The organism is Clostridium massiliamazoniense (assembly GCF_001403635.1).
GTDB lineage: Bacteria > Bacillota > Clostridia > Clostridiales > Clostridiaceae > Sarcina > Sarcina massiliamazoniense.
Genome location: NZ_LN879467.1, coordinates 659,600 through 685,022, shown reverse-complemented (window position 1 = coordinate 685,022; position 25,423 = coordinate 659,600). Strand labels below are relative to the sequence as shown.

General features: G+C 27.8%; 19 protein-coding genes and 1 pseudogene. 4 read left to right on the top strand and 16 right to left on the bottom strand.

Annotated features, from left to right (window positions below):
• Positions 1 to 450: 450 nt before the first annotated feature.
• From ARA19_RS06995 to ARA19_RS06985, 3 genes are all read right to left on the bottom strand, one after another.
• Complete coding sequence (locus ARA19_RS06995) at positions 451 to 1,686, bottom strand: dicarboxylate/amino acid:cation symporter (RefSeq protein ID WP_055070253.1); 1,236 nt, start codon at positions 1,684 to 1,686, stop codon at positions 451 to 453.
• Positions 1,687 to 1,965: 279 nt separating this feature from the next.
• Entirely contained in the window at positions 1,966 to 3,198 is a 1,233-nt protein-coding gene (locus tag ARA19_RS06990; RefSeq protein WP_055070252.1) for an ABC transporter permease subunit, read from the bottom strand.
• Complete coding sequence (locus ARA19_RS06985) at positions 3,198 to 4,112, bottom strand: ABC transporter ATP-binding protein (RefSeq protein WP_055070251.1); 915 nt, start codon at positions 4,110 to 4,112, stop codon at positions 3,198 to 3,200. The genes ARA19_RS06990 and ARA19_RS06985 overlap by 1 nt, the downstream gene beginning before the upstream one ends.
• A gap of 476 nt (positions 4,113 to 4,588) precedes the next feature.
• Here ARA19_RS06985 and ARA19_RS06980 point away from each other — a divergent pair, with 476 nt between their 5' ends.
• A complete protein-coding gene (locus tag ARA19_RS06980; RefSeq protein WP_055070250.1) occupies positions 4,589 to 5,374 on the top strand; it encodes a hypothetical protein in 786 nt (261 codons plus the stop codon).
• A gap of 158 nt (positions 5,375 to 5,532) precedes the next feature.
• Here ARA19_RS06980 and ARA19_RS06975 read toward each other — a convergent pair whose 3' ends face one another.
• The 3 genes from ARA19_RS06975 to ARA19_RS06965 form a co-directional block, all read right to left on the bottom strand.
• Positions 5,533 to 7,452: an ABC transporter ATP-binding protein gene (locus ARA19_RS06975; RefSeq protein ID WP_423230604.1), complete on the bottom strand. Its 1,920-nt coding sequence runs from the start codon at positions 7,450 to 7,452 to the stop codon at positions 5,533 to 5,535.
• Between the two features lie 22 nt (positions 7,453 to 7,474).
• On the bottom strand, positions 7,475 to 9,205 hold the full coding sequence (locus tag ARA19_RS06970) for an ABC transporter ATP-binding protein (protein ID WP_055070249.1): 1,731 nt from the start codon (positions 9,203 to 9,205) through the stop codon (positions 7,475 to 7,477).
• A gap of 72 nt (positions 9,206 to 9,277) precedes the next feature.
• Entirely contained in the window at positions 9,278 to 9,703 is a 426-nt protein-coding gene (locus ARA19_RS06965; protein WP_055070248.1) for a MarR family winged helix-turn-helix transcriptional regulator, read from the bottom strand.
• A gap of 360 nt (positions 9,704 to 10,063) precedes the next feature.
• Between ARA19_RS06965 and ARA19_RS17115 the strand changes: the two are divergent.
• The 3 genes and pseudogenes from ARA19_RS17115 to ARA19_RS06955 all read left to right on the top strand — a co-directional run.
• Positions 10,064 to 10,917 (top strand): annotated as a pseudogene (locus tag ARA19_RS17115) (IS1595 family transposase); the annotation flags it as partial.
• A 30-nt stretch (positions 10,918 to 10,947) separates the two neighbouring features.
• The gene (locus ARA19_RS06960) at positions 10,948 to 11,670 is read left to right on the top strand and encodes a site-2 protease family protein (protein WP_055070247.1); all 723 of its coding nucleotides are present in this window, start codon (positions 10,948 to 10,950) and stop codon (positions 11,668 to 11,670) included.
• A gap of 261 nt (positions 11,671 to 11,931) precedes the next feature.
• Positions 11,932 to 12,690 carry a class I SAM-dependent methyltransferase gene (locus tag ARA19_RS06955; RefSeq protein ID WP_055070246.1) on the top strand — a complete coding sequence of 253 codons (759 nt, stop codon included), beginning with the start codon at positions 11,932 to 11,934 and terminating at the stop codon, positions 12,688 to 12,690.
• Positions 12,691 to 12,856: 166 nt separating this feature from the next.
• Here ARA19_RS06955 and ARA19_RS06950 read toward each other — a convergent pair whose 3' ends face one another.
• The 10 genes from ARA19_RS06950 to ARA19_RS06905 all read right to left on the bottom strand — a co-directional run bounded on the left by ARA19_RS06950 (position 12,857) and on the right by ARA19_RS06905 (position 25,346).
• Positions 12,857 to 14,047: a phosphopentomutase gene (locus ARA19_RS06950; protein ID WP_055070245.1), complete on the bottom strand. Its 1,191-nt coding sequence runs from the start codon at positions 14,045 to 14,047 to the stop codon at positions 12,857 to 12,859.
• 162 nt (positions 14,048 to 14,209) lie between these two features.
• A complete protein-coding gene (locus ARA19_RS06945; protein ID WP_055070244.1) occupies positions 14,210 to 15,577 on the bottom strand; it encodes an MATE family efflux transporter in 1,368 nt (455 codons plus the stop codon).
• 303 nt (positions 15,578 to 15,880) lie between these two features.
• Positions 15,881 to 17,674 (bottom strand): NEAT domain-containing protein, encoded by a 1,794-nt coding sequence (locus tag ARA19_RS06940; protein ID WP_055070243.1) that lies wholly within the window; start codon positions 17,672 to 17,674, stop codon positions 15,881 to 15,883.
• A 20-nt stretch (positions 17,675 to 17,694) separates the two neighbouring features.
• Positions 17,695 to 18,096, bottom strand: coding sequence for a YbaN family protein (locus tag ARA19_RS06935; protein WP_055070242.1), 402 nt, complete (start codon positions 18,094 to 18,096; stop codon positions 17,695 to 17,697).
• 25 nt (positions 18,097 to 18,121) lie between these two features.
• Positions 18,122 to 18,421, bottom strand: coding sequence for a nitrous oxide-stimulated promoter family protein (locus ARA19_RS06930; protein WP_084764317.1), 300 nt, complete (start codon positions 18,419 to 18,421; stop codon positions 18,122 to 18,124).
• A gap of 186 nt (positions 18,422 to 18,607) precedes the next feature.
• On the bottom strand, positions 18,608 to 20,278 hold the full coding sequence (locus ARA19_RS06925; protein ID WP_055070241.1) for an ABC transporter ATP-binding protein: 1,671 nt from the start codon (positions 20,276 to 20,278) through the stop codon (positions 18,608 to 18,610).
• Between the two features lies 1 nt (position 20,279).
• A complete protein-coding gene (locus ARA19_RS06920; RefSeq protein ID WP_055070240.1) occupies positions 20,280 to 22,076 on the bottom strand; it encodes an ABC transporter ATP-binding protein/permease in 1,797 nt (598 codons plus the stop codon).
• A 260-nt stretch (positions 22,077 to 22,336) separates the two neighbouring features.
• Positions 22,337 to 22,924: a hypothetical protein gene (locus ARA19_RS06915; protein ID WP_055070239.1), complete on the bottom strand. Its 588-nt coding sequence runs from the start codon at positions 22,922 to 22,924 to the stop codon at positions 22,337 to 22,339.
• Between the two features lie 98 nt (positions 22,925 to 23,022).
• Positions 23,023 to 23,799 (bottom strand): ATP-binding cassette domain-containing protein, encoded by a 777-nt coding sequence (locus ARA19_RS06910; protein ID WP_055070238.1) that lies wholly within the window; start codon positions 23,797 to 23,799, stop codon positions 23,023 to 23,025.
• 11 nt (positions 23,800 to 23,810) lie between these two features.
• Positions 23,811 to 25,346: an ABC transporter permease/substrate-binding protein gene (locus ARA19_RS06905; RefSeq protein ID WP_055070237.1), complete on the bottom strand. Its 1,536-nt coding sequence runs from the start codon at positions 25,344 to 25,346 to the stop codon at positions 23,811 to 23,813.
• Positions 25,347 to 25,423 lie beyond the last annotated feature (77 nt).

Sequence of the window (25,423 nt, the reverse complement as noted above, 5' to 3'; positions counted from 1 at the left end):
CTATCTTATATTTTTCAAATATAAATTATTAATTTTTCTAAACTTTAATTAATAACTACCGACTGTAATACTCAGTCCTCTATGAAAGGAAGATGAATAAAGACAGTTCTCTAGATATGTTCTTTAAAGTTTTAAATAAAACTTTAATTTTATTTAAATTAATACTTAATTTTTAAATTAATTTCTCTCCAACTACATTCTACTATAATTTTAATAAAAAGTATAATAAAATTAAAGAAAATAATTAAACTTTTTTATTTTGTTGTTTTTTACTATATTTTAGGACAATAGCTTTTCTTAAAAAATTTAATAAAAAAAGGGGCTGTATCAAATCAGCACCTTAATTTATGTTTCTTTTATATATTTTTTCATCTGCCCAGATATCTAGATAAAAGGCAGAGAGGATGTATCTGTAATTTGATACATCCTCTTCTATCTATGTATATTATTTTAAACTACTGTACTTTCAGGTTTTATTTTTCCAACCATCCATTTTCTACCTTCTATTAATTTTGATACTATCATAGCCACACCAGTATCACCAGTAACGTTAATTGCTGTTGCCGGAGCATCTGTTATAGTTCCAAGCAATACCATTATAGGAATTGTTGCTGGAGGAAAACCAAATAAGGATACGATTAAAATCTCTCCAACATAACCTCCACCAGGTATAGCTCCTATAATTGTTGAAGATAAAATCGATACTAATATGGTTGTTATTATTATTTTAGGAGATAAAAAGTTAATGTCCAATATTGAGCAAATAAAAGCTATTTTTAAAACAACTGTTAAGCATGCTCCATCCTTATGTAAATTACAGCCCATAGGCACTGTAATATCTTTTATATCATCAGGGACACCTATTTTCTTACAAGCAACTAAATTACTTGGAATGGAAGCTGCACTAGAGCATGTCCCCAAAGATGTTAAAGTCACTGGTAATATGTTTTTCCAATAAACTTTAACTCCTTTTCTTCCCCCTCCAATAAATGCAAAAATAGTATTTGATAAAATAAAGTAAACTATTGATGCTATAAAGAATAGGCTTAAAGTCTTTGAAAGAGGTCCTACAATTTCCTTCCCATAATCACCCATTAAAGTTGCAAAGAATGCTCCTAGACCTATAGGTGCTAGATACATAATATAATTAACCATCTTCATTACTACTTCTGTTAAGGAATTAAAAAATTTAACTACAGGTTTTCCCTGTTCCCCTACTGCAACTGTAGATACTCCAAATAATATTGAAAAAACTATTAAAGCCATTATATTTTTTCTTGACCATAATAAGCTAAAATCATCTACTGTAAATATGGATAATATATTTGTTTTAGTACTCATATCAACAGTTGTACTTCCCATGGCTATGTGTGCTCCTTTAGCTGGGTCAATAAAAATACAAACTACTATCATATATAATGTAGCTATTATCTCAGTAGCTATAAATACCAGCATCATTACACCTAATACTTTTTTTAGTTTCTTTAAATCACTCATGTTAGCTATAGATGAAACTAAAGAAACAAATATCATAGGAACAACTACACAATATAGTAAATTAAGAAATAAATCTGCTATAGGTGTAAAAATCTTTGCCTTATCACCCATAATAATTCCTAGAACAGAACCTAAAATCATTGATAGTAATAGTATTAAAGAAAATTTATAATTTTTCAAAAATTTCATTTGTGTCCCCTCGTGCTTTTCTAAATATTTTCCTACTTTTTCACCTTATTTAATATTTTAGAAAAGCTGCTACATCGCCAATTAGCAAAATATCTACCATAAAATTTCCCCGTAAACATGTTGCCCCCTCCTTGTTTTAACGCCAAAACATCAGCTTTATATTATACTTAATTTAGCATGGCTTTCTTGTCATGTCAACATAAAAATACCTGTATATCCTATTTGTTTTATAGGATATACAGGTATGCCAGTAAATTCTCTTACTTTAACACTATTTTTTTATATTAAAATATCTTTTTTCTTAAATACTAAAGCTGCTAGTAAAGGACAAACAATTATGGTTATTACCATTAAAGTAACACCTAAACTTACCGAAAAATTAGGATTTTGATACATCTGGGCAATATCTCCACTTATAACATAAGGAATTGCTCCGTAATTTAAGAAAATTAAATGTGCAAATTCTCTTATTTTACCTATATTCATTGTAACCATTGTGGTAGCTACAGAAATTATAACTGCTACAGCCATTGTAATCATACTACTTTTGAACAATGTTGATATTAAAAATATAAATGCACAACAGGCCACTATAAATAATACCTGTAACCCTAAGCTTTGTAAAAAATGACTACTTACATCAGATAAGTAACCACTGTTCTCTGCTAGAATCAATTCCTGCCATCCGCTGTAATTCTGCGTCGCCTTTAAAATATACTTTTTCCCAAGGAACATAGGTGTTTTCCCTGAATTAAATCCTTTCATTACTCCTAATACACCAAATGCAAGAACCTCAAGACCAACTATCATTGAAAGAACAGTAATTACAACAGCTGTAAATTTAGATGCTATTACTTTAGTTCTCGAAATTGGTTGCACCAATAAAAACTTCAAAGTTGGTGGAGTAGATTCCCCAGAAACTATATCACTCATAAAAATTGCTATACCTGCAACTAATATTATAGTTCCAATTGCTCCCATAAGACTTATACTGTTATTAAAAGGAGAAAACTCCCAAGTTTCTGTTGGTTTTATACCACTTTTCTCTATCCCCTCAATTTCTGCAAGTCTATTTTTTATATTTACTTTTTCTCCATCTTCTATGCCTTTATCATTTAATTGCTCTTTTAATTGATTTTTTTCAATACTTAAATCTTCTTTCCATTGATTTGGCTTAACTCCATTTTTTAATTTTCCCTCTTCTACCTTTTTCCTTTCATCTAACTCTTTTAATCTCTCCTTTTCCACCTCTATACTCTCTTTAATATAACTTTCAGGATTAGTTTTTAACTCCTTTTCATACATTTCTATATTTTCTTTTGCATAACCAATTTCTCTGCTTATTTGCTCTATCTGCCCTTGTGGAGATTGATAATACCTCATCTGTTTATCTGAAAAATGTAAAGCTACATTTATCCCTATAACCATTAAAACAAAAAGTCCAAAAACAATCCAAGTTTTTCCCCTACTAAATAATTTAATTAATTCATTTTTCACTAAAGTAAAAAACATTATCTTATGCCCCCTTCAACTAACTCCATATATCTTTGTTCTAAGCCCACTCTATTCTTATAAACTTCTTCTACTTCTATATCAAGTTCTACTAGAGCCTTAATCAATTTAGGAGCACTCTGTGCTTCTATTACAACATCTATACCATCTTCACTATAAGAAGAATTAATTACAAAAGGTATCTCCTTTATTTTAGAAATAATCTCTTCATTATTTTCAGTATTTACAACAACCTTAAGACTTTCCTTTTCTGTTTCCATATGTTGATTATTAATTTCTTCAACAGCCTTTACAACACCATTATTTACAAAGACAACCCTATGACAAAGATTTTGTACTTCACTTAAAATATGTGATGATATAAATACAGATATTCCTTTTTCCCTTACTGCCTTTTTTACTACCTCTCTAAAGTCTATTATTCCTGATGGATCTAAACCATTGGTAGGTTCATCTAAAATAAGTAATTTAGGATTTCCAATTAAAGCTGCTGCAAGACCTAATCTTTGCTTCATTCCTAAAGAGTACTTAGAAACTTTTTCATTTATTCTATCCTCTAATCCAACTAAATTAATTAACTCATTAACTTCTTCTTTAGCTACTCCTCTTATTCGTGCAATTTGCATAAGATTTTCTCGTCCAGAAAGATATTTATAAAGCTCTGGATTTTCAACTACAGCACCTACATTTTTTAGAGCTTTCTTTTTATTCTTTAAGCTTTCTCCACAAACTTTAATTTCCCCACTATCAGGATTTATAAGGCCAACAATCATTCTTATAGTAGTTGTCTTTCCAGCTCCATTTGGTCCTAAAAATCCTAATATCTCACCTTCCTTTAACTCTAAATCTATTCCTTTTATTATTTCCCTTTTTCCTAGCTTTTTCCGCAAGCCTTTTATCTCTAAAACATTCATCTTTTATTGCTCCCTTCTATTTCTAATGTAAATTATAAATAAATAATTTTACAAAAAAACAGAAGAATTGTTTAAATATGTATTAATTATTAATGTGTTTCTTACAACTTTATTACATTCATATTTAAATTTTTAAAATTATCGTATTTAATTGAAACAAAAGTATATTTACCTCAATGTTTAAGTGTTAAAACTTTTAATATTTTAGGCTATTTCTTATTAATCCACTTAGACTTATAATTATTCACTCAAAAAAAGTCATTTTTATTATTATATATAATAAAAAATATTAATTTCATCACATTGAATTATTTTCTAAGATGATGTAAATTTTACAGTATAATAAAGCTTATTTACAAATTAACTAAAGTTCCATAGTAAACCTAATCCAAAGAACAATTTTAAAATTTACTTAAATAACTCTTCTTAATTTAATTTCACAAGCTTTAAATACTAAAAAGGATGATATTAAACAAATGAAAGAAAACAAGAAAATTAGAACTAAAAAAAAATATAGAGAACCTATTATTACAGGAATTGTACTGCTTTCTTTATCCTTAATTTTATTCTTCATCCAAACTCATGTTTTCAATGACTTAGATAGAGCTTTATCCCTATTATGTTCTAACATAGCCTTTATTCCATTGAACGTCTTCTTAACAGCTTTTGTCATTGATACCCTCTTTGAAAGAAGAAATAAATATCATAAAATAGAAAAACTTATAATGATAGAAGGAGTTTTTTTCTCAGAGTTTGGAACAGAATTATTAGAGAAATTTGCTAGATATGATAAGAATATTAAGGTATTGTCAGATGAGGCACATATAAATAAAAATTGGGGACCATCAGAATTTAAAAAATTTAATTCAGTTATAAATAACCATCAATTTGATGTAGATATTGATGCTATTTCTTTAAGAAAAGTGTCTAATATTATTAATGATAATAAAGATTTTTTAATTTCAATAATAACAAACCCTACACTTATGGAGCATGAACTTTTTTCAGAAATGGCTGTTGCTATATTTCATATAAGAGAAGAGCTTCAAGATATTTATGTACATACAGAATATGACACATTTAATAGAGAACATATTAAAGAAGACTTTAGCATTTTATATAAGCTAATGACTCAAACATGGGTTATTTATATGAAACATCTTCAAGAAGAATATCCTACATTATTCAAAAAAGCAATGATTCATAATCCTTTTCATAAGCGGACAATTAATCCAAATAATCCAATGATACCTCTATATTAAAAGACAGAGGGACTATCTTAAAGTAGAATAAAATTCCTACTTATAGATAATCCCTTTATCTTTAAAGAGCATAATAGTATTTATTTTTTTTACATCCTATCTGTATATAAAAAATAGTTCTATTATTAAGCACCACAATCTTTATACTCTAATTATATTTATACTTCAAGGTCACCTAATCCTACACTTGAACCTGTGTATAATTGATAATAGGTTCCTTTTTTATCTATTAAACTATTATGGTTTCCTCTTTCTATTATTCTTCCTTTATCTAACACCATAATCACATCTGAATTTTTTATAGTTGATAATCTATGAGCTATTACAAATACAGTTCTTCCCTCCATCAATCTATCCATACCTTCTTGTACTATTTTTTCTGTACGAGTATCTATACTTGATGTTGCCTCATCTAATATTAACACTGGTGGGTTAGCAACTGCCGCTCTAGCTATAGCTAATAATTGTCTTTGTCCTTGTGATAGATTACCTCCATCCCCTGTTAATACAGTATTATAACCATCTGGCAAATGTCTTACAAAATAATCAGCATTAGCAAGTTTCGCTGCTGCTATTACTTCTTCATCTGTAGCATCCAATTTTCCATATCTTATATTATCCATTACTGTTCCTGTAAATAGATGTGTATCTTGAAGTACTATACCAAGAGAACGTCTCAAATCCTCTTTCTTAATTTTATTAATATTTATTCCATCATAACGAATCTTACCGTCTTGAATATCATAAAATCTATTGATTAAATTTGTTATAGTAGTTTTTCCTGCTCCTGTTGCACCAACAAAGGCTATTTTTTGACCCGGTTTTGCATATAACTCTATATCATGTAAAATTACTTTTTCTTCATTATATCCAAAATCAACCTTATCAAATACTACATCACCCTCTAATTTAGTATAAGTTGTAGTACCATCATCTTTATGATAGTGTTTCCAAGCCCAAATTCCTGTTCTCTTCTCAACTTCTTCTATTTCATTATTTTCATTTATTCTAGCATTTACTAACTCAACATAACCATTGTCAGCCTCTGACTTTTCATCTAATAATTTAAACACTCTATCTGCTCCAGCAAGTGCCATTACCACTGAATTTAATTGCATTGATACCTGTGCTATTGGTTGACTAAAACTCTTATTAAATTGTAAAAATGATGCTAAGGCTCCAAGAGTAAATCCACCAAAACCAAATATAGCAAGAGCTGATCCAATTATAGCTGTTACAACATAATTTATATTTCCTAAATTCATCATAACAGGCATAAGTATATTTGCGTAACTATTGGCATTATTAGCACTTTCAAATAATTTATTGTTTAGTTCATCAAATTTTTCTAAACTTTCATCCTCATGACAAAATACTTTTACAACCTTTTGTCCTTCCATCATTTCTTCAATATATCCATTGATTTTTCCTAAGTTTGTTTGTTGTTCCATAAAGTACTTACCACTTTTAGTAGCTACAAACTTAGTAACATATATCATAAGAGCTGCCATAATAAATGTCACTATTGTAAGAGGTATACTTAAAATAATCATAGAAATTGTAACACTAATAATAGCAATTATAGAAGCTATTAATTGAGGTATACTTTGACTTATCATCTGTCTTAAAGTATCTGTATCATTTGTATAAACACTCATAATATCACCATGAGCATTTGTATCAAAATATCTTATTGGAAGTGTCTCCATATGCTTAAATAAATCATCTCTTATATCTTTTAAAGTCCCTTGAGATACTTTTACCATAATACGATTATAAACATAAATAGCAATAACCCCCGAATAATAAATCATAGCCATAACTACAAGTGCATATGCAAGCTTTGAAAAATCAGGATTTTCTTTAGCTATAAATGGTAATATAAAATCATCAATAAGATTTTTCATAAAAAGAGTACCAGCAACATTAGTAAGTGAAGAAAATATTATTAATACAACTACTAAAAAGCAGTAAAATTTATATTTTTTCAGTATATATCCACCAAGTCTTTTAATTATCCCCATAGGATTTTCTAAAGCTGGTCTTGCACCTTTTCCCATAGCTTTAGGTCCTCTCATTCCCTGTCTCATAGCATTCCCTTTAACCAATCTTTTCAGCCCCCTTCATTTGTGATTGATATACATCCTTATAAATAGGACTCTTCTCTAGTAATTCCTCATGAGTTCCTATATTCTCAATTTCTCCTTCATTTAACACTATAATTCTATCTGCATCCTGTATTGAAGTTATTCTTTGAGCAATTATAATCTTTGTTGTATCTCCAATTTCCTCCTTAAATGCTTTACGTATAAGACTATCTGTTTTTGTATCTACAGCACTTGTTGAATCATCTAATATTAATATTTTTGGCTTTTTAAGTAAGGCTCTAGCTATACAAAGTCTTTGTTTTTGTCCTCCTGAAACATTACTTCCTCCTTGCTCAATATAAGTATCATACCCCTTAGGAAAGCCTTGAATAAACTCATCCGCCTGAGCTAATTCACAAACTCTTTTAATTTCTTCATCTGTAGCATCTTTTTTTCCCCAACGTATGTTTTCCTTAATAGTTCCTGAAAATAATACATTCTTTTGAAGAACCATAGCTACTTCATTTCTAAGTGATTCTAAATCGTAGGATTTTACAGATATTCCTCCAACCTCAACCTCACCAGTAGAAACATCATATAATCTAGGAATTAATTGAACTAAGGATGATTTAGCACTACCTGTTCCCCCTATAATTCCAATAGTTTCACCAGAATTTATTTTAAAGTTAATATTTCTTAAAACATAGTTATCATCATCCTTATAAGAAAAATTAACATTATTAAACTCTATAGAACCATCTGGCACTTTTTTTATTGGATTAATTCCATTATTCAAGTTTGATTTTTCATTTATAACTTCAACAATACGCTCAGCTGATGCCTTTGACATTGTAACCATAACAAATATCATAGAAAGCATCATAAGGCTCATTAATATACCTAAAATATAAGAAAACAAACTCATTAACTCACCTGTTGTTAAAGTTTTTGATACTATCATTTTTGCACCAAACCAAGAAATTAATAATATACAAGTATACATGGCCATTTGCATCATAGGCATATTTAAAACTAATACTTTCTCAGCTTTTACAAATAAGTTATACAACTTTAAGCTTGCATTATTAAATTTTTTAATTTCATGTTCTTCCCTAACATAAGCCTTAACTACACGAATTGCGCTTACATTTTCTTGAACATTTCTATTTAAATCATCATACTTCTTAAAAACTTCCATAAAAACTGGATACGCTTTTTTTATAATATAAGCTAATCCTAAAGCTAAAAGAAATGTAACTCCTAAAAATATAAATGCTAGTCTTCCACCTATGACCATAGCCATTATCATTGATGAAATAAGCATAATTGGTGCTCTTGTACACATTCTTATAATCATTTGATAAGAGTTTTGAACATTAGTAACATCAGTAGTTAACCTAGTAACCAATCCTGCTGTAGAATATTTATCTATATTTGAAAATGAAAAACTTTGAATATTTTCATACATAGCCTTTCTTAAATTTTTTGAGAAACCTGTTGATGCCCGAGCAGCACTTTTTCCTGCAAGTGCACCAAAAACTAAAGCTAAAAAAGCCATTAAAATCATAGCTATTCCCGTATAGATTACATGTTTTAAGTCTCCTTTATTAACACCTTCATCAATTATAGATGCCATCATTAAAGGTATAATAACCTCCATAACAACTTCTAAAATCACATAAATTGGTGTCATAATAGAATCCTTTTTAAATTCTTTAACCTGTGATAATAAAGTCTTTACCATACTAACCTCCTATACCCCCGTTAATTATCAATATGACTTCTTTAAATGCCTTTTAATTAACCTTGGGTTTAATTACATTGTATTTTTTATTATAATTTGTAGTATTCTCTTCATTTCTTCTTTATCTTTTTCTGTTATCCCTTTATACATTATTTCTTCAACTTCTAAAATGTTCTTTTTCATTAGTTCATGGTGCTCTCTACTTTTTTCAGTTAAAATAATTTGCTTATATCTTTTATCTTTACTACTATGCTCTAAAGATATGAACCCTTTTTCTTCTAATCTTTTTAAAAGCCCTGTTACTGTTGGTTTTTTTAATTTAAATTCTCTTTCAATATCAATAGGATTAACTTCTTTTCCATCATTAAGATGCAAAAATCCAAGTATTTTACATTGTGATGAAGTAAGATCTAAACCACTAACTCTATTATTTAAGCATTTATCAAAATTCTTTCCAACTATCTTAATAAGCAAACTTAAATTGATATCCACACTCATTATCTCCTCCCTTAAATAGTTAGTATGCTAATTATATACTAATAATCCATTTTTTTCAATAAATATTTTAAAAATAACAAATCAACTTATGTGTAAAAAGTATATTAATAAAACTAAAAAATGATAGTATTAAATTACAATTAATGTATAATTTAATAAACACTAACACTATATTATGCATAAAAAAGGGAAATAAAAATATGAAGAAAGAATAGGAAATCATTTTAATCGCTTTAGCTCCAGTACTAACTAAAGTTAAAGTAACATTACTAGATGATAAAAATAAAAAATTAAGGCTCTGTCACAACAAATGGCTTGTTTTGCTAGAAAGTGCAATAATAATAGTAGAAAGATAATTACCCCAAAGGGAGATTTACAAATGGTCGTATATGTTCTCTTTGTGGTTGTATTCATATTATTCGTAATGTGCATAGAAAAGATGGTACTCAAAGATACGTGTGTAAGGATTGTGGGAAAAATATATTGATTGCATGATGAATGGATTATCTCTCAGAAAAACTACGATAGTTTGTGATATTCATAGAAATACAGCATTTATTTGGAGATATAAAATTTTAGATACACTTCATAATATGTAAAATAATGTTAAATGAGATGGTATAATAGAAACAGGCAAAACCTTTTTCGCAATTTCGTACAAAGGAAATCATAGCAAGAGCAAGAATTTTATCCTTTCACGCAAGGCATATAAGCGTAGTCATTCTACGCATATAAGAGGTTTATCACCTGAAAAAGTATGTGTCCCTTGTGCAGTAAATAGGAATGGTTTATCAATTGCCAAAATCACCAATACTGGTAGAGTATCAACAAAAGATTTACACCATATTTATGATGGTAGAATTAAGAGTAACTCTACCTTTGTAACAGATAAGATGAACTCTTATGTTAGATTTACAAATTCTATTACTATTGAGTTGATACAATTAAAAACGGGATAAGACAAAGAAAGGTATTTATAACATTCAACATATAAAATAGTTTTCATAGTCAATTAAAACGTTTTATGAGAGGTTTTAATGATGTTTCCACTAAATATTTGAATAACTTACCTTATATGGAATAATCTTATAAACTATACCAAAGAAAGTGATATAGAAAAGAGAAACATCTTCTCAACCTTTGTATTAGGCATCTTAAAAACAGACAAGTGCAGAGACTTATCAAATAGAGTAACAATCCCGCTGGTAGCATAAATAAAAATTTGTAAGGAGGATAATATAATAATGAAATATATTGTTTTGATAATAAGTATAATTGGTTGTTATTTTATATCAGCTTTAATTCATGAACTTGGACACATTATTTATGGATTAATTAATCATTGGAAATTGTTTATGTTGGTTGTCGGACCAATTAAGATTTATAGAGAAAATATAAATTCTAAATTAAAGATTGGAATAGAAAAAAATATTACTCTTTGGTGTGGTGTTGGAGGAACATTTCCCATTAAGAAATCAGAAGATAATATTAAGGTATGGGCAAGAATATTGCTTGCAGGACCTCTTACTTCAATAATATTTGGAATTTTGATGTTGCCTCTATTTTTCCATACTAAAAATATTATTTTATTAATGTTGAGCTTAATGCCAATTGCAATGGGGATTATGTGTATAATTCCGATGAAAATGAAAACAGGATTATTATATAATGATGGAACAAGATATAAGAGATTAAAAAATGGTGGTCAAGAACAATTAGAAGAAATGTCTATTTTCCAACTAAGTGAAATTACTATATTTGATGGAGAGGATGTTTTATTTCCAGAAATATTGATAGTTCCATTGCTTGATTCAAAGGATTATGAATTAAACTATTATGGATATTATTGTTCTTATAAAAACGCAATGAGAAATAATAAATTAGATGAAGCAGATATGCAATTGTCAAATATGGAAAAAATAAAAGGAAAAGTTCCAAAAATTATAATTGATGATTGTAAAATATAATTTGTTTATTATAAAAACTATATCAATATTCAAATACTTTGATTTAATATTATGTAAAATTATGTTAATATAATATTGAATAACTAATATATAAATAGGATTTGAAAGTAGGTGAATTCTCAAAATGAGAAAAAATCGAATTAATTTCTTGGTGCAGTTATAATAACTGATAGTAGATTGTACCAAGATTAAATTTAAATATACTATCAGGTGGCTGCACCAAATTTCTAGTAAATAAATAAAAAGAAAAGAGGGACAGTTATGAATTATAGTAAGTTAAGAGAAGCATGGAGAAAAGAAGAGAATATTACATTTAAAGGGTGGAACTTTTCTTATTTAGAAAATAAATGGGTCACTGAAAAATTACCTTGGAATTATAGAGATATATTAAAAAAATACTTAAATCCAAACTATAAACTACTGGATATGGGAACTGGTGGTGGTGAATTTTTATTATCCTTGAATCACCCTTATAATAATACATCTGTTACAGAAATGTGGGAACCCAATGTAAAATTATGCAAAGAAAAATTAGAACCATTAGGAATTACTGTAAAACAAATATTTACTGATACACATTTACCTTTTGATGATAATAGTTTTGATATAGTTATTAATAGACATTCATCTTTTGATATTAAAGAAATAAGAAGAATATTAAAGCCAAATGGAATTCTCATTACTCAACAAGTCGGTGGACAAAATAATGAAGTATTATCTAAAGCATTAATAAAAGATTTCAAGCCTTTGTTTCCAGAAAATACTCTAAGTAATAAGTTAGAAGAATTAGAGCAAAACTCTTTTAAAATTTTATATGCAAAAGAATATTTTCCTCACTTACGTTTTAAAGATATTGGAGCAATAATTTATTTTGCAAAAATTATTGAATGGGAATTTCCAAATTTCTCTGTAGATAATTGTTTTGAAGAATTGTATAAATTAAATGAAGATCTAAATACTTACGGATATATAGAAAGTATTGAACACAGATTTATCATAGTTTGTGAAAATTATAAATAATTGATACTTTTAAACTTTCAAGAACTGGCTACCTTTAGTCAGTTCTTTTAAGATTACTTAAATACAATACTTAAATTTTCTAAATTATATAAAAAGAACCTATACTATAGTATCCTTTTACAAAGGTCTATTGTATAGGTTCTAATTTTCATTTAAATATATTTTTCTATTTTAATTCTTCTAAAACAGATTCTCCTATTGTATTTTCAGGCATTTTAAGATTAAAGTTATTAGCTATAGTTGCTCCTATTGTAGCAAAGCTATCTTTAATTCCTAAAACTCCGTTACCTTTCATTGAAGGTGAGTAAGCTAAAAATGGAACATATTCTCTTGTATGATCTGTTCCTTTATATGTTGGGTCATTTCCATGGTCTGCTGTTATTATTAATAAATCGTCATCATTTAATTTATCTAAAACTTTACCTAAATTAACATCAAACATTTCTAACTCTTTAGCATATCCTTGTGGATTTCTTCTATGTCCCCATAAAGCATCAAAATCAACTAAGTTTACAAAGCATAATCCTTTGAAATCTCTATCCATTATCTCTAAAGTTTGTTCCATTCCATGAACTGAACTTTTAGATTTATTTGATTCTGTTATTCCTTCACCATCAAATATATCACTTATTTTTCCTACTGAGATTACATCAAAGCCATTATCTTTTAACTCATTAAGAACTGTTCTTCCATATGGTTTTAAAGCATAATCATGTCTATTTGATGTACGTTTAAATTCTCCCTTTTTATTTCCAACATATGGTCTAGCTATTACTCTTCCAACTTTCCACTCATCTTTCATTGTTAAGTCTCTTGCAATTTCACAGCATCTATACAGTTCATCTAACCCAAAAGTTTCTTCATGACCACAAATTTGAAGAACAGAGTCTGCTGATGTATAAACTATCATATCTCCAGTTTGTATTTGATGCTCTCCTAATTCATCTAGAATTTCAGTTCCACTAGCACTTTTATTTCCTACTATTTCATGACCAGTTCTAGCTGATAATTCATCTAATAGTTCTTTTGGGAATCCTGTATCTGTAAAAGTTTTAAAAGCTTTAGTTATATGTAAGCCCATCATTTCCCAATGACCAGTCATAGTGTCTTTACCTACACTTGCTTCTTTTAACTTCATTTGATAACCTAAAGGTTTTTCTACTTCCTTAACATGCTCTATTTTATGAAGATTTGCTATACCCATTTTTTGTAGATTAGGAATATTAAAAGAATCCACTGATTTAGCTATACTACCTAATGTATCTACACCTATATCTCCAAAATTCTTTGAGTCTTCCATTTCTCCAATACCTAATGAATCAATTACTATTGTAAAAACTCTATTATATTTTTTCATCTCAATTCACCTCATTAAATATTCTTATACTATTTAAACTTTTTTATTACTCTTAATTTTATTAACTTGTCTATATTTGTCTAATTCTATAAACAGATAATACCATGTTCTCACAGCTTTTGTCAATCGTTTACACTCTTCTTTACTTCCTATTTTCCTTAACTATTTACTTACTACCTCACTTTTCTTATAATCTACTTCAATACTAAGATTTTTCTCACTATTTAAGTATTTTATTAAGGAAATAGAACTTAACACTAAAGTTATTAACTCTGTTATTGGCACTACTAACCAAACTCCATTCATGCCCCAAAGAGGTGTTAAAATTAGTAATAATACTACTATTAATAAAAATCCTCTTAATACAGATAATATAAAAGCTTCTTTTGCTTTCATTATTGATTGATAAAAAGATAAAATTACTATATTTACTCCCATAAATATAAATGCTATAAAATATATTCTTATTCCATTTACAGTTAAATTAGTTAATATAGCTGAATCTTGGCCATTAAAAGCTTCTGTTATTTCTTTAGGATATACCATTCCAACAACGTAAAATATTATTCCTAAAATCAAAGCTACAATAATCCCCATTTTTAAAACCTTTAGCATTCTTGTTCTCTTGTTATTTCCAAAGTTAGTACTTATTATAGGCTGCATACCTTGTGCAAGTCCATTAAACATACAAAGACATACTAAAGCTATGTTAGTAATTATTCCATAAGCTGCAACAGCCATTTCACCACTAATATCTAAAATGACAATATTAAATATTAATATTACTACAGAAATAGATACCTCTGATAAGAAGCTAGAAATACCACAATGTATACTTTCTTTTAGCATGGAATACTTGTACTTAAATTTCTTTAGCTTTAATGTACTATTTTTTATAAAATATAAACCTATAATAAGACTTATAATTGGAGAAAATGAGGTTGCTAAAGCAGCTCCAAACATTCCCCATTTGAATATGTAAATAAAAATATAATCACATGCTATATTTAAAGCAGTTCCTATAATCATAGCTACCATAGCTACTTTAGGCTTTCCATCATTTCTTACAAAATTTATTAATACATTACTAAAAATCATTAAAGGACATAAAATCATAATAACCTTAAGATATACTTCAACATAATCTAAGATTATCCCACTTGCCCCTAATAAAATAGCAATATATTTTGAAGCAAAAATTCCTAGTAATAAAATTACTGTGCTTACAACAGCACAATTGAACATAGACATTGAAAACACATCATTTGCTGAATCAAAATCCCCCTTTCCTCTATATATAGAAAATAGTGTTGATCCACCCATGCCTAGTAAAATAGCTATAGCTGCCATAAATCCATAAACAGGAATAGCTATATTTAAAGCACTTAGTCCAATAGCCCCTACACCATTAGCTACAAAATAAGTATCTGCCAAAATATACAATGAAAATCCTATCATACTCAAAACACTAGGTATGGTATATTTAACAAATAGTAGCCATTCTTTTTCTATTAGCAAACTATCTTCCACTTATCCTTAGTCCTCCTTTTATTTTCTACCTATTCATCTTATAACCATTAACTATTATAATTTTTAAAGAAAAATCAAATTCATTCTGCTTATGGTCATAGATAAACTTATGTGAGATTCATCTTTAAATTTCTAGTTTAACTTCATAGCTTCCTTAAAGTAAACTAAACTTTTTAAAAGCTTTTATATTAAATCTCACTTATATATATTAATATATCTTCAAGTACTTTAAAAGTTAAGATTAATAAAAAATAAGTTGTAGTAAATTACAATGTCCTAACTTACTACAACTCGCACCCTTATCTATTTATTTTTCTTAACTTTTCTTCTTATTAATGTAATTATTCCTTCTATTAATAATACTAATGGAACAGTTACTGCTACTGTTGTACCTATTATTTTACTTTGACTTATCCCACCATTATTATTAGAGTTTACTAAAGTATTTAATAGCTTGTTTGAAGAATCTACTTTATTTTCTTCAGATATAACACCTTCTTCTATAAGTTTTTTACTTTCCTCTAAAAGAGTTACCCCAAAGTCTATATTCATTTTTACTGGTTTTATAAACATATATACTCTTATATCATCTTTTATATTTGAGATTTCAAATCTAAATGCCTTTACACCCTCATCCTCATTACTTGCTATAACTTCATATTTAGTTTCTATGCCATTTACTTTTATCTTTATATTTTCCATAGCTGTAGTTCCTGAGAACTTTAATGTAAGATAAAACTTCCCATCTATTTCTTCTAATATACTTATTTTATCTAAATATTTTCTAGTCATTAATTTTCCCATAGAGCTATTACTTACTATATCATTTTCTATAGTGTATTTCTTAAAATATTCCTTTGCCTCTGGAATTTCAGTTTTAGTTTCTTCATCTATTTTTTCTTCACTATTTTCACCTTCCTCTGCACTTCTTTCCTTAGCAGCACTTATTTCTAAAGTTTTTCCTGCATTAGAACTTCCTAAAGATTTGCTAGCTTCAGACTTACTTATTAACTCCATTGTATTTTCTAAAAAATCTATTCCAAAGGAAATATCCATAGAAGTCATTTCAATATAAGCTGTAATTTTAACATCTGAATTTATACTAGAAACTTTAAATCTTATATCCATAGCATGCTTACTGTCATCTTTTCTAACAACCTCATAATTAACTTTTTTTCCATCCACAGTTAATCTTATATTGTTCATAAGGTTAAGTTGTGATAAACCTAAAGTTATATATTTTTCTCCATTAATTTCTTCTAAATAAGAAATATTGTTTACTGATGCTCTAGCGGCACTGTATCCAATAGCACTACTAGTAATTATTTCATTTTTAATCTTATATATTTTACTTTCTTTATCTACAGATATTTGTGGTTGTTGTGGTGCTGTAGAGGGAGTAGTTATATTTGAAGTATCCCCATTATTTACATTACCTCCAGTAGGCTTGTTCATTCCTTCTGTAACATTCTCTTCCTTTCCACCATTATTTTCTTCTTCAACATAATCCTCATCACCTTCTGGTTTATTTTCTGGCTTTTCCTCTGAATCTGTTTCGGGCTTTTCTTCTGGTTTTATCTCTGGATTTTCTTCTGGTTTTGTCTCTGGACTTTCTTCTGGTGCAAGTGGAATACTTGATTTATCAAGTACTACTCTAAAAGAAACATCCATTTTGAAAAACCCTGTATTAATTGTACTTGAAACTTCTATTTTATCATCTAAAGAATTTAATGAAAGTTCTAATCTCAATTTCTTCTCATCTATATCAGTGGACTTATAATCAACACTTTGTCCATTAACCTTAATCTTTATATTACTCATTAATTTTTTCTCTGTAAAATCAATAGTAGTAGTAATGCTATTTCCACTTATTTTTACAATAGATTGATTATCCACATAGTTTCTTGCTGCTGAATTACTATCTGCATCTATCTTATATACCTTATTTTCAACTGTATAAGTTCCCTCTTTATAATTTTTACTTCTTTTCTCTATTGTATTTTCTATTTCTACTCCCTCACTTGCTAAGGTCTCTACAGGTAAATACCCCACCGTAATAGTTGTAGCTAAAATAACTGCTAAAGCTTTTCTTTTCATTAAAAATCCCCCAATTTTTATTATTTAATTTTTTTAACTTTTTTCTTGTCTACTTCAATAGTTTTTATTTTGAATATAAAATAATAGAATTTAAAGAGCACCAATATAATTAAAAATACTTTTATATAAATGTTATCTAGAATAATAAGTGGAAAGGCTATCATAGTATCAGCAAAAGCCAATAAACAAACTTTTTGTTTTAAAGTCATAGCTTTCTCTTTAACAAAACTTTCTAAATGCTTTTTATAAATCTTTGTGTTAGTAAACCAAATCTCAAACCTTTTAGACCCCTTAGCAAAGCAAAAAGAAGCTAAAAGTAAAAATGGTGTGGTTGGTAATACTGGTAACATTACTCCTAGAGCTCCTAAAGCAAAAGCTACTAATCCTATAGCTATATAAATGAATTTTTTAAATTTCCCCATAACTTACTCCTCCATTAAACTTAGTTTACAAATTAAATAAATGTTTAATAAATTCAATTGGACTGTATATAATTAACCTAGGTCCTGAAAATCTCATAACCTCTTTCACTTTAATCTTCATATCCTTTTTATAACAATGAATTGGACATCTTGAACATGTAGATTTATTATCCCCGAACTTACAATAAGTTAATCTCTTATTTGCATATTCTAATAACTCCTTACACTGCTCACAAAGTTCGCCTTTCTCTGTTTTATGTTTTTTTCTACAATAAATATTTATCATTAATTCTATAGTTCTTTTTTCCCTTTCAATTCTACCCACGCTAAACACCTCATTTATTAGATAATTTATTTTTTTAATTTAAAATTTTATCCATACATTAATTTTCAATTAATTATCATTATCAATATAATCTTATAGTTTACCTATTACTCTCTTTAATGTAGTTACAATGCAATACTCTTCATTTTTTTTAGTGAGAGTATTGCCAGTAACTAATAATTAAAATTAACTAAGCACAAGCTTTCCTTGTTGTAATTTATAAGTTTTATCACAAATTGTTGTAGTTGATTTTCTATGAGTAATTAAAACTATAGTCTTATCATCACAGTTCTCTTTTATAGACTTTAATATTTCCCCTTCATTTAAAGTATCTAAATTACTTGTTGGTTCATCTAATATAAGTATTTCACCATTACTTAAAAAGGCTCTTGCTAATCCAATTCTTTGTCTTTCACCTGATGATAAATTAGAACCAAGTTCTCCTACTTTTGTGTCATATCCCTTAGGTAAAGATTTTATAAATTTATCTACAGATGCTTTTTTAGCAGCCATTTCAACCTCTTCTCTAGTTGCATTTAAATTTCCTATTTTTATATTATCTAATATAGATTCATTAAATAAATATGTTTCTTGACTTACTAATACCTGTGAATTTCTTAAAGAAGTTGTTTCTATTCCTTTTATATCTTCTTTTCCTATTTTTATTTCACCTTTATTAACATCCCAAAATCTCATAAGTAATTTAACAAAGGTACTTTTACCTATTCCACTTTCACCAGCTAAGGCTATTTTATCTCCTTTTTGAATATTAACAGTGGCATCACTAAATATCTTTTCCTCTCTATTTGGATAAGAAAAGTCAACCTTATTATAGTTAATAGAATGAGCTTTAATAGTTTTGCCCTCTTCAACTTCTAATACTAATGGCTCTTCATCTAATAAGTTAAACAATCTTTCTGCTGATGCAAATGTTTGAAGCAGTGTATTAGATAAATTACTTAAAGCTACTACTGGACCAAAGGAAGATGCTATAATTACTATACCTAAAATCATAGCTGTAAAAGTAATATTTCCTAAGGAATATTCATAAAATCCAACTCCTACAAAGGTTAATATTGCAATCATAATAGTTAAATCTGTAATTGCTCTTATTAATCCTTCATGTTCTTTAAGTTTCTCTAAGCTTTTATTGATCTTACGAGATTTATTATTAATTTCTTCTAATCTCTCTTCTCCATTTTTAAATTGTAATACTTCTTTTATTCCTCTTAAGGAATCTAAAACATAGTTATTGCATTCCCCGAACATATTTCTATATTCCATTCCTGCATCTTTTCCTAAACTTGATGAAAAATAAGGTATAACTAACCCTACTATTAAGAAGAAAATAGCTGATAAAACTCCAAAATATGGGCTTATCATATATAAAATTATTGAAATTATTGTATTTGTTATTATGGCAATAGCTATTGGAGCTATAGTATGAGCATAAAACACTTCTAGAAGTTCAATATCTGAAGTTATTATTGAAATTAATTTTCCTTTTTCTTGCCCTTCTAACTTAGCTGGAGCTAACTTTCTTAACTTATGAAATATTTTATCTCTAAGTATATAAAGTATTTTAAAAGCAATATAATGTCCTGATAGTTGTTCTCCATATCTTAAAAAACCTCTTAATAATGCACTAACTATCATTAAAATTACAGCACCCTTAACGCTTATAAAAGTAATTTCTCCAATAAAAGCACCTATAGCTACTGCTCCAAAGGTTCCTATGGATATTGCTGCTAGAAATCCTAAAACTCCCATGGTTATGGTTATAAACATAATAGCTATTAAAGGCTTTAATTCTAAAATTAATCTCTTCATGATTTGAAGGCCAGATCTTCTTTCCATTTTAAACAACCTCCCTTATTAATTCTAAATCATTTTGTTTTCTTACCATGTTATAATAGTGTCCTTCCTTCGTCATTAATTCATTGTGACTTCCTGATTGAACTATTTCACCACTTTTCATAACATATATTGTCTTAGCATCCTTAACATTAGCTAATCTATGTGATATAACTAATATGGTTTTTTCCTTAGAAATTTCATATATAGCATCCCAAATTCCTTCTTCACTTTCCACATCTATATTTGAAGTTGCTTCATCAAATATAATCATATCTCTATTTGCTAATATAGCTCTAGCTAAAGCTAACCTTTGCTTTTGTCCACCTGATAATGAACTACCACCTTGTCCTACATCTGTTAATAAACCATCTCTTAAACCTTCTACAAAGTCATATAACCTAGCTGTTTTTAATGCTTCATTTATCTCTTCTTGGCTGGCCTTTTTGTTAGCTATTATTAAGTTGTCTAGAATACTACCATTAAAGATGTAACTATTAGTTGATACTATAGCAATATGTTCATAAATATTTTCCATTGATAAGTTATCTATATTTATACCATTAAGCAAAACTTCTCCTGAATTAACTTTATAATTATTTAAAATAAGAGAAGCTACAGTACTTTTTCCTGATCCACTTTCACCAACTATAGCTGTTACTCCCCCCTTAATTACAGTCAAGTTAATATTTTTTAGAACTTTTCTTTTCCCATCATAACTAAAGTCAACATCCTTTAAAGTAACTTCAACATCTTTATTTCCTACATTAATATTTTCATTAGTATTTTTTACTCTCTCCTCTGCATCTAAAAGAGAAAATATTCTATCACTTGCTGCCATTCCATTCATAGCTATATGAAAATAAGATCCTAAAAGTCTTAATGGAATAAAAAATTCTGAAGAAAGTAAAATTATTATAAGTAAACTTCCAACTAATAATTCTCCTCTACTAAATTGAATTAATCCTACAATTATTCCAGCAGCACTTCCTCCAAAAGCTACTAAATCCATTATTGTAATAGAATTTAATTGCATGCTTAAAACCTTCATAGTTATTTTTCTAAAATTTTCAGCTTCAAGATTCATCTTTTTATGTCTTTCTTCATCTATATTAAAAACTTTTAAAGTTGTTAACCCTTGAAGGTTTTCTAAAAAAGTACCCCCTAAATCAGAATAGGATTTCCAATAATCCTTTAAAATTCTTTTTGCTATTTTCATAATTGCAATAATTGAAATTGGGATAAGAGGTACTGAAAGCATAAATACTAAAGCTGCCTTCACTGAAATAAAACTCATAAATACAAATAAAGTTATTGGAACTAAAAGTGAATAAAAGAATTGTGGTAGGTATCTTCCAAAATAAACTTCTAACTGTTCTACACCCTCAACAGAAACTTGGACAATTGCAGATGTGCTTTCTACAGAAGTATAATCTAATCCAAGCTTTAATAACTTTCTATAAATTACATCCCTTAAAGTGCATCTTGCATTTGCTGAAGCTAAATTTGAAAATCTTGCGTAAAGTTTATTACTCATATATCTAATAAAAAGTAATGCTACTATAAGAACTAAAACACTAAAAAGAGATAAATTTCCTATAACCTTAAAGGACATTAATGCTGTAAAAATACCATTAGATAAGTCTAGCTTTTCTCCTAAATAAACTTTATTAATAAAATTACCAATAAAAATTACTATACCTATATTGCATAAAACAGCTAACCAATTAACCAGTACAGTTAATCCTACATACTTCTTTGAATCCTCACAAAGGCTTATAAGCCTTTTATTTATCATCATAATTTTCCCCTCCATAACGTAAGCTAAATGATAATCATTTTCATCATAATTCAATATACATTAATTGAAAACTATTTTCAAGTATTTTTTTCCAAAAGTAATAATTAAATTTTACATCTGTAAAAATAAAGAATAAGTTTTAAAATTTATGACATTAAATTAAGTTTAACTTAAGAGTATTCCTAAAGCTTATTAAAAATAAACAACCCTTAATTATTGTTATTTTTTCAATAATTAAAGGTTGCTTCTAAAAATTAAATTTAATTGAGCTCCATTGCTCTCATTATAGCCTTTGATGCTAAATTTCCAGCTTCATTAAAATATTGTGTTGCACTTGTTAGCTTTCCAGGATCTTTATTAAGACCTCCTACAAAGTTTTCACTATAAAGCTTCATCTTTTCCACAAAGCTATTTGTCAATGTTTTAAATTCTTTATCTGTACTTTCTTTATTTAAAGTCTCTATACTTTCTACTATTTTACTTATTTTAGTTACTGTTTCTAAAACCTCTTTTTCTTCTCCCTCTGAAATAGTTCCATCTGTAGTAACATCCATTGTTTTTTGTCCAAACTCACTTAATAACTTAACTAAATTTTTAAATTCAGATAATATCTCTTTGTTATAACTACCTTTTTCATTAGAAGTTTCTTTATTTTCATTATCCTTATTGTTTATAGTATCATTATTTTTATTCTGTTCTTCCTTTTCCTCTGGTTTATTATCCTTATTATTAACCTCTTCAACTGTACTCTTTTCTGAAGAACTCTTTGTTGATTTATTATTTTCACCACAACTTACTAAGGTTGTACATAAAACAATAGTCAAAAAACTAATCAAAATCTTCTTCATTGATAACGCCCCTTTTAATATAAAATATACAATAATATTAACATATCATTGTATATTTTACCATTATTTGAAATAATCATCTAATGAATTATAATGTTTTAACTCTCACTCTGTGATTGTTTATCATCTAATAGTTCATAAATTCTCATTTCCCTATCTATTAATTTTTTAACAAAGTCTGTAGCTGGATTCTTTAATATTTCTTTACTGGTACCGTATTGTTCTATTTTCCCTTCATTCATTACTAATACTTTCGTACCTAATTTAATAGCCTCTGAAATATCATGTGTTACAAATATAATTGTTATTCCAGTTTCTCTATGAATTCTCATTATTTCTTCTTGAAGCTGCATTTTAGTTATTTCATCAACAGCACCAAAAGGCTCATCCATTAAAAGTATATCTGGGGAAGCTGCTAAAGCCCTTGCTATTCCCACTCTTTGCTGCTGTCCTCCTGACAATTCATCTGGATATCTTTTTAGCATATCCTCATCAAGTCTCACTATATTTATCCATTTTTCCACTGCATTTATAGTTTTAGTTTTATCTTTTTTATTTAAAAGATTTGGTACATAAGCTATATTTTTTTCCACTGTCATATGAGGAAATAATACAGAACCTTGTATTGCATAACCTATATTTCTTCGTAAAGATATAATATCTTCATTGTCTATATTTTTTCCTTTAATGAAAATATTTCCCGATTCAGCTTTTACTAATCCGTTTATCATTTTTAATATTGTTGTTTTCCCACATCCTGAACTACCTATAACAGTTAAAAATTCACCTTTATTTATATCAAGATTAAAATTTTCAATAATAACCTTATTTCCATAAATCTTTTTTATATTTTCAAATTTGATTATACACTCCATATGCAAACCCCTTATTTAATAATTCCTAAATCAACTAAAAATTCATGAGCCACCTCTTCTGCTTCTCTACCTTTAGTTTCTACTTCATAATTTAGTTCAGCCATCTTTTCATCATTTAAAATTCCCTCTATTTTCTTAAATACGTCATTAAGCTCTGGATACTTTTCTAAAATATCATTTCTTACAACCATAGCACACATAGATGAAGAAAAAAAGTTTTTATCATCTTCTAAAACTACAACTTCAGCATTGGATAGTTGTCCATCTGTAGTAAATACATCCATAACGTCAACCTTACCTTCATTGATTGCCTTATACTTTAGTCCTATATCTAAGTCTTTTGTATCTTTAAAATTAAACCCATATTTTTCACAAAAAGCTTTATACCCATCTGGTCTTTCATAAAAATCATATTCAGCTCCAAAAGTAAGTTTATCTGATATTTTTGCAAGGTCTGAATAAGTTTTTAAGTTATATTTTTCAGCAATATCTTTTCTAACTGCTAAACCAAAAGAATCATTGAATCCCCAAATACCAGTCCAAGTAAAATTATATTTTTCCTTATATTCTTCCTTTAATTTTTCATACATAGTTTCATCATAAAAGCCCTCATGTTTTAACACCATATTCCATCCTGTACAGGTATACTCTGGATACATATGAAATTCACCCTTTTCCATTGCTGGCATAATATTAGCTGTTCCTCCTCCTACACCTTGTGTTAAATTTACACTTAAGTCTGTTTCTTGTTCAATAACCTCCTTTAACATAGAACTAATTATATATTGCTCTGTCATTGGTTTAGTTCCTATGTTAATACTGTCTTTTTTTCCAATATTCATAGAAGCTCCTAAAACTACTATGATTATTAGTCCTATTAAAATTAAAGTACTTGTTTTTTTATTATTCCTAAGTGTTTTTCTTTTACAGAAAGCCCTCTCAATTACTCCTAAAATAAAATCTACTCCTAAAGCTAAAAATGCTATTAATAAGCTTCCTGTTATGGTCATTATTGAATTATTTGTTGTTATTCCTCTATAAATGGCTACCCCTAAACCTCCTGCCCCTATAAAAGAAGCAATACCACCAAGAGCTATGGTCATAGTTGCCATATTACGTAATCCAGACATTATTACTGGCACAGCTAAAGGTAACTTTAACTTAAACAGTATTTGCATCTTTGTACTCCCCATTCCCTCTGCTGCTTCTATAAGCCTCTTATCAACATTACTTATACCTGTATAAGTATTTCTAACCATAGGTAAAAGTGCATAAATTGTTAAAGCAATTATAGCTGTTTTATTCCCTATCCCTGAAAAGGGAATTAAAAAACCTAAGAGAGATATTGATGGAATTGTGTAAAGGAAATTAATTATTCCTAAAATAAATTTTGAGCTTTTTTCCTTTTCACTAACTATTATTCCTATAATCAATCCAATACAGCTTGCAATAATTATAGATATTAATGAAATACCTAAGTGTTCTAAGAGAAGCTCTACAAAAAATTCCCTTTTGCTCATAAATAATGTAATTATATCTTTAATCATTATTTAAGTGTCTCCTTTAAGTAGAATTATTCTTTTAATTATACTTAAGTAATAACAATAATATACTTTTCCTCCTC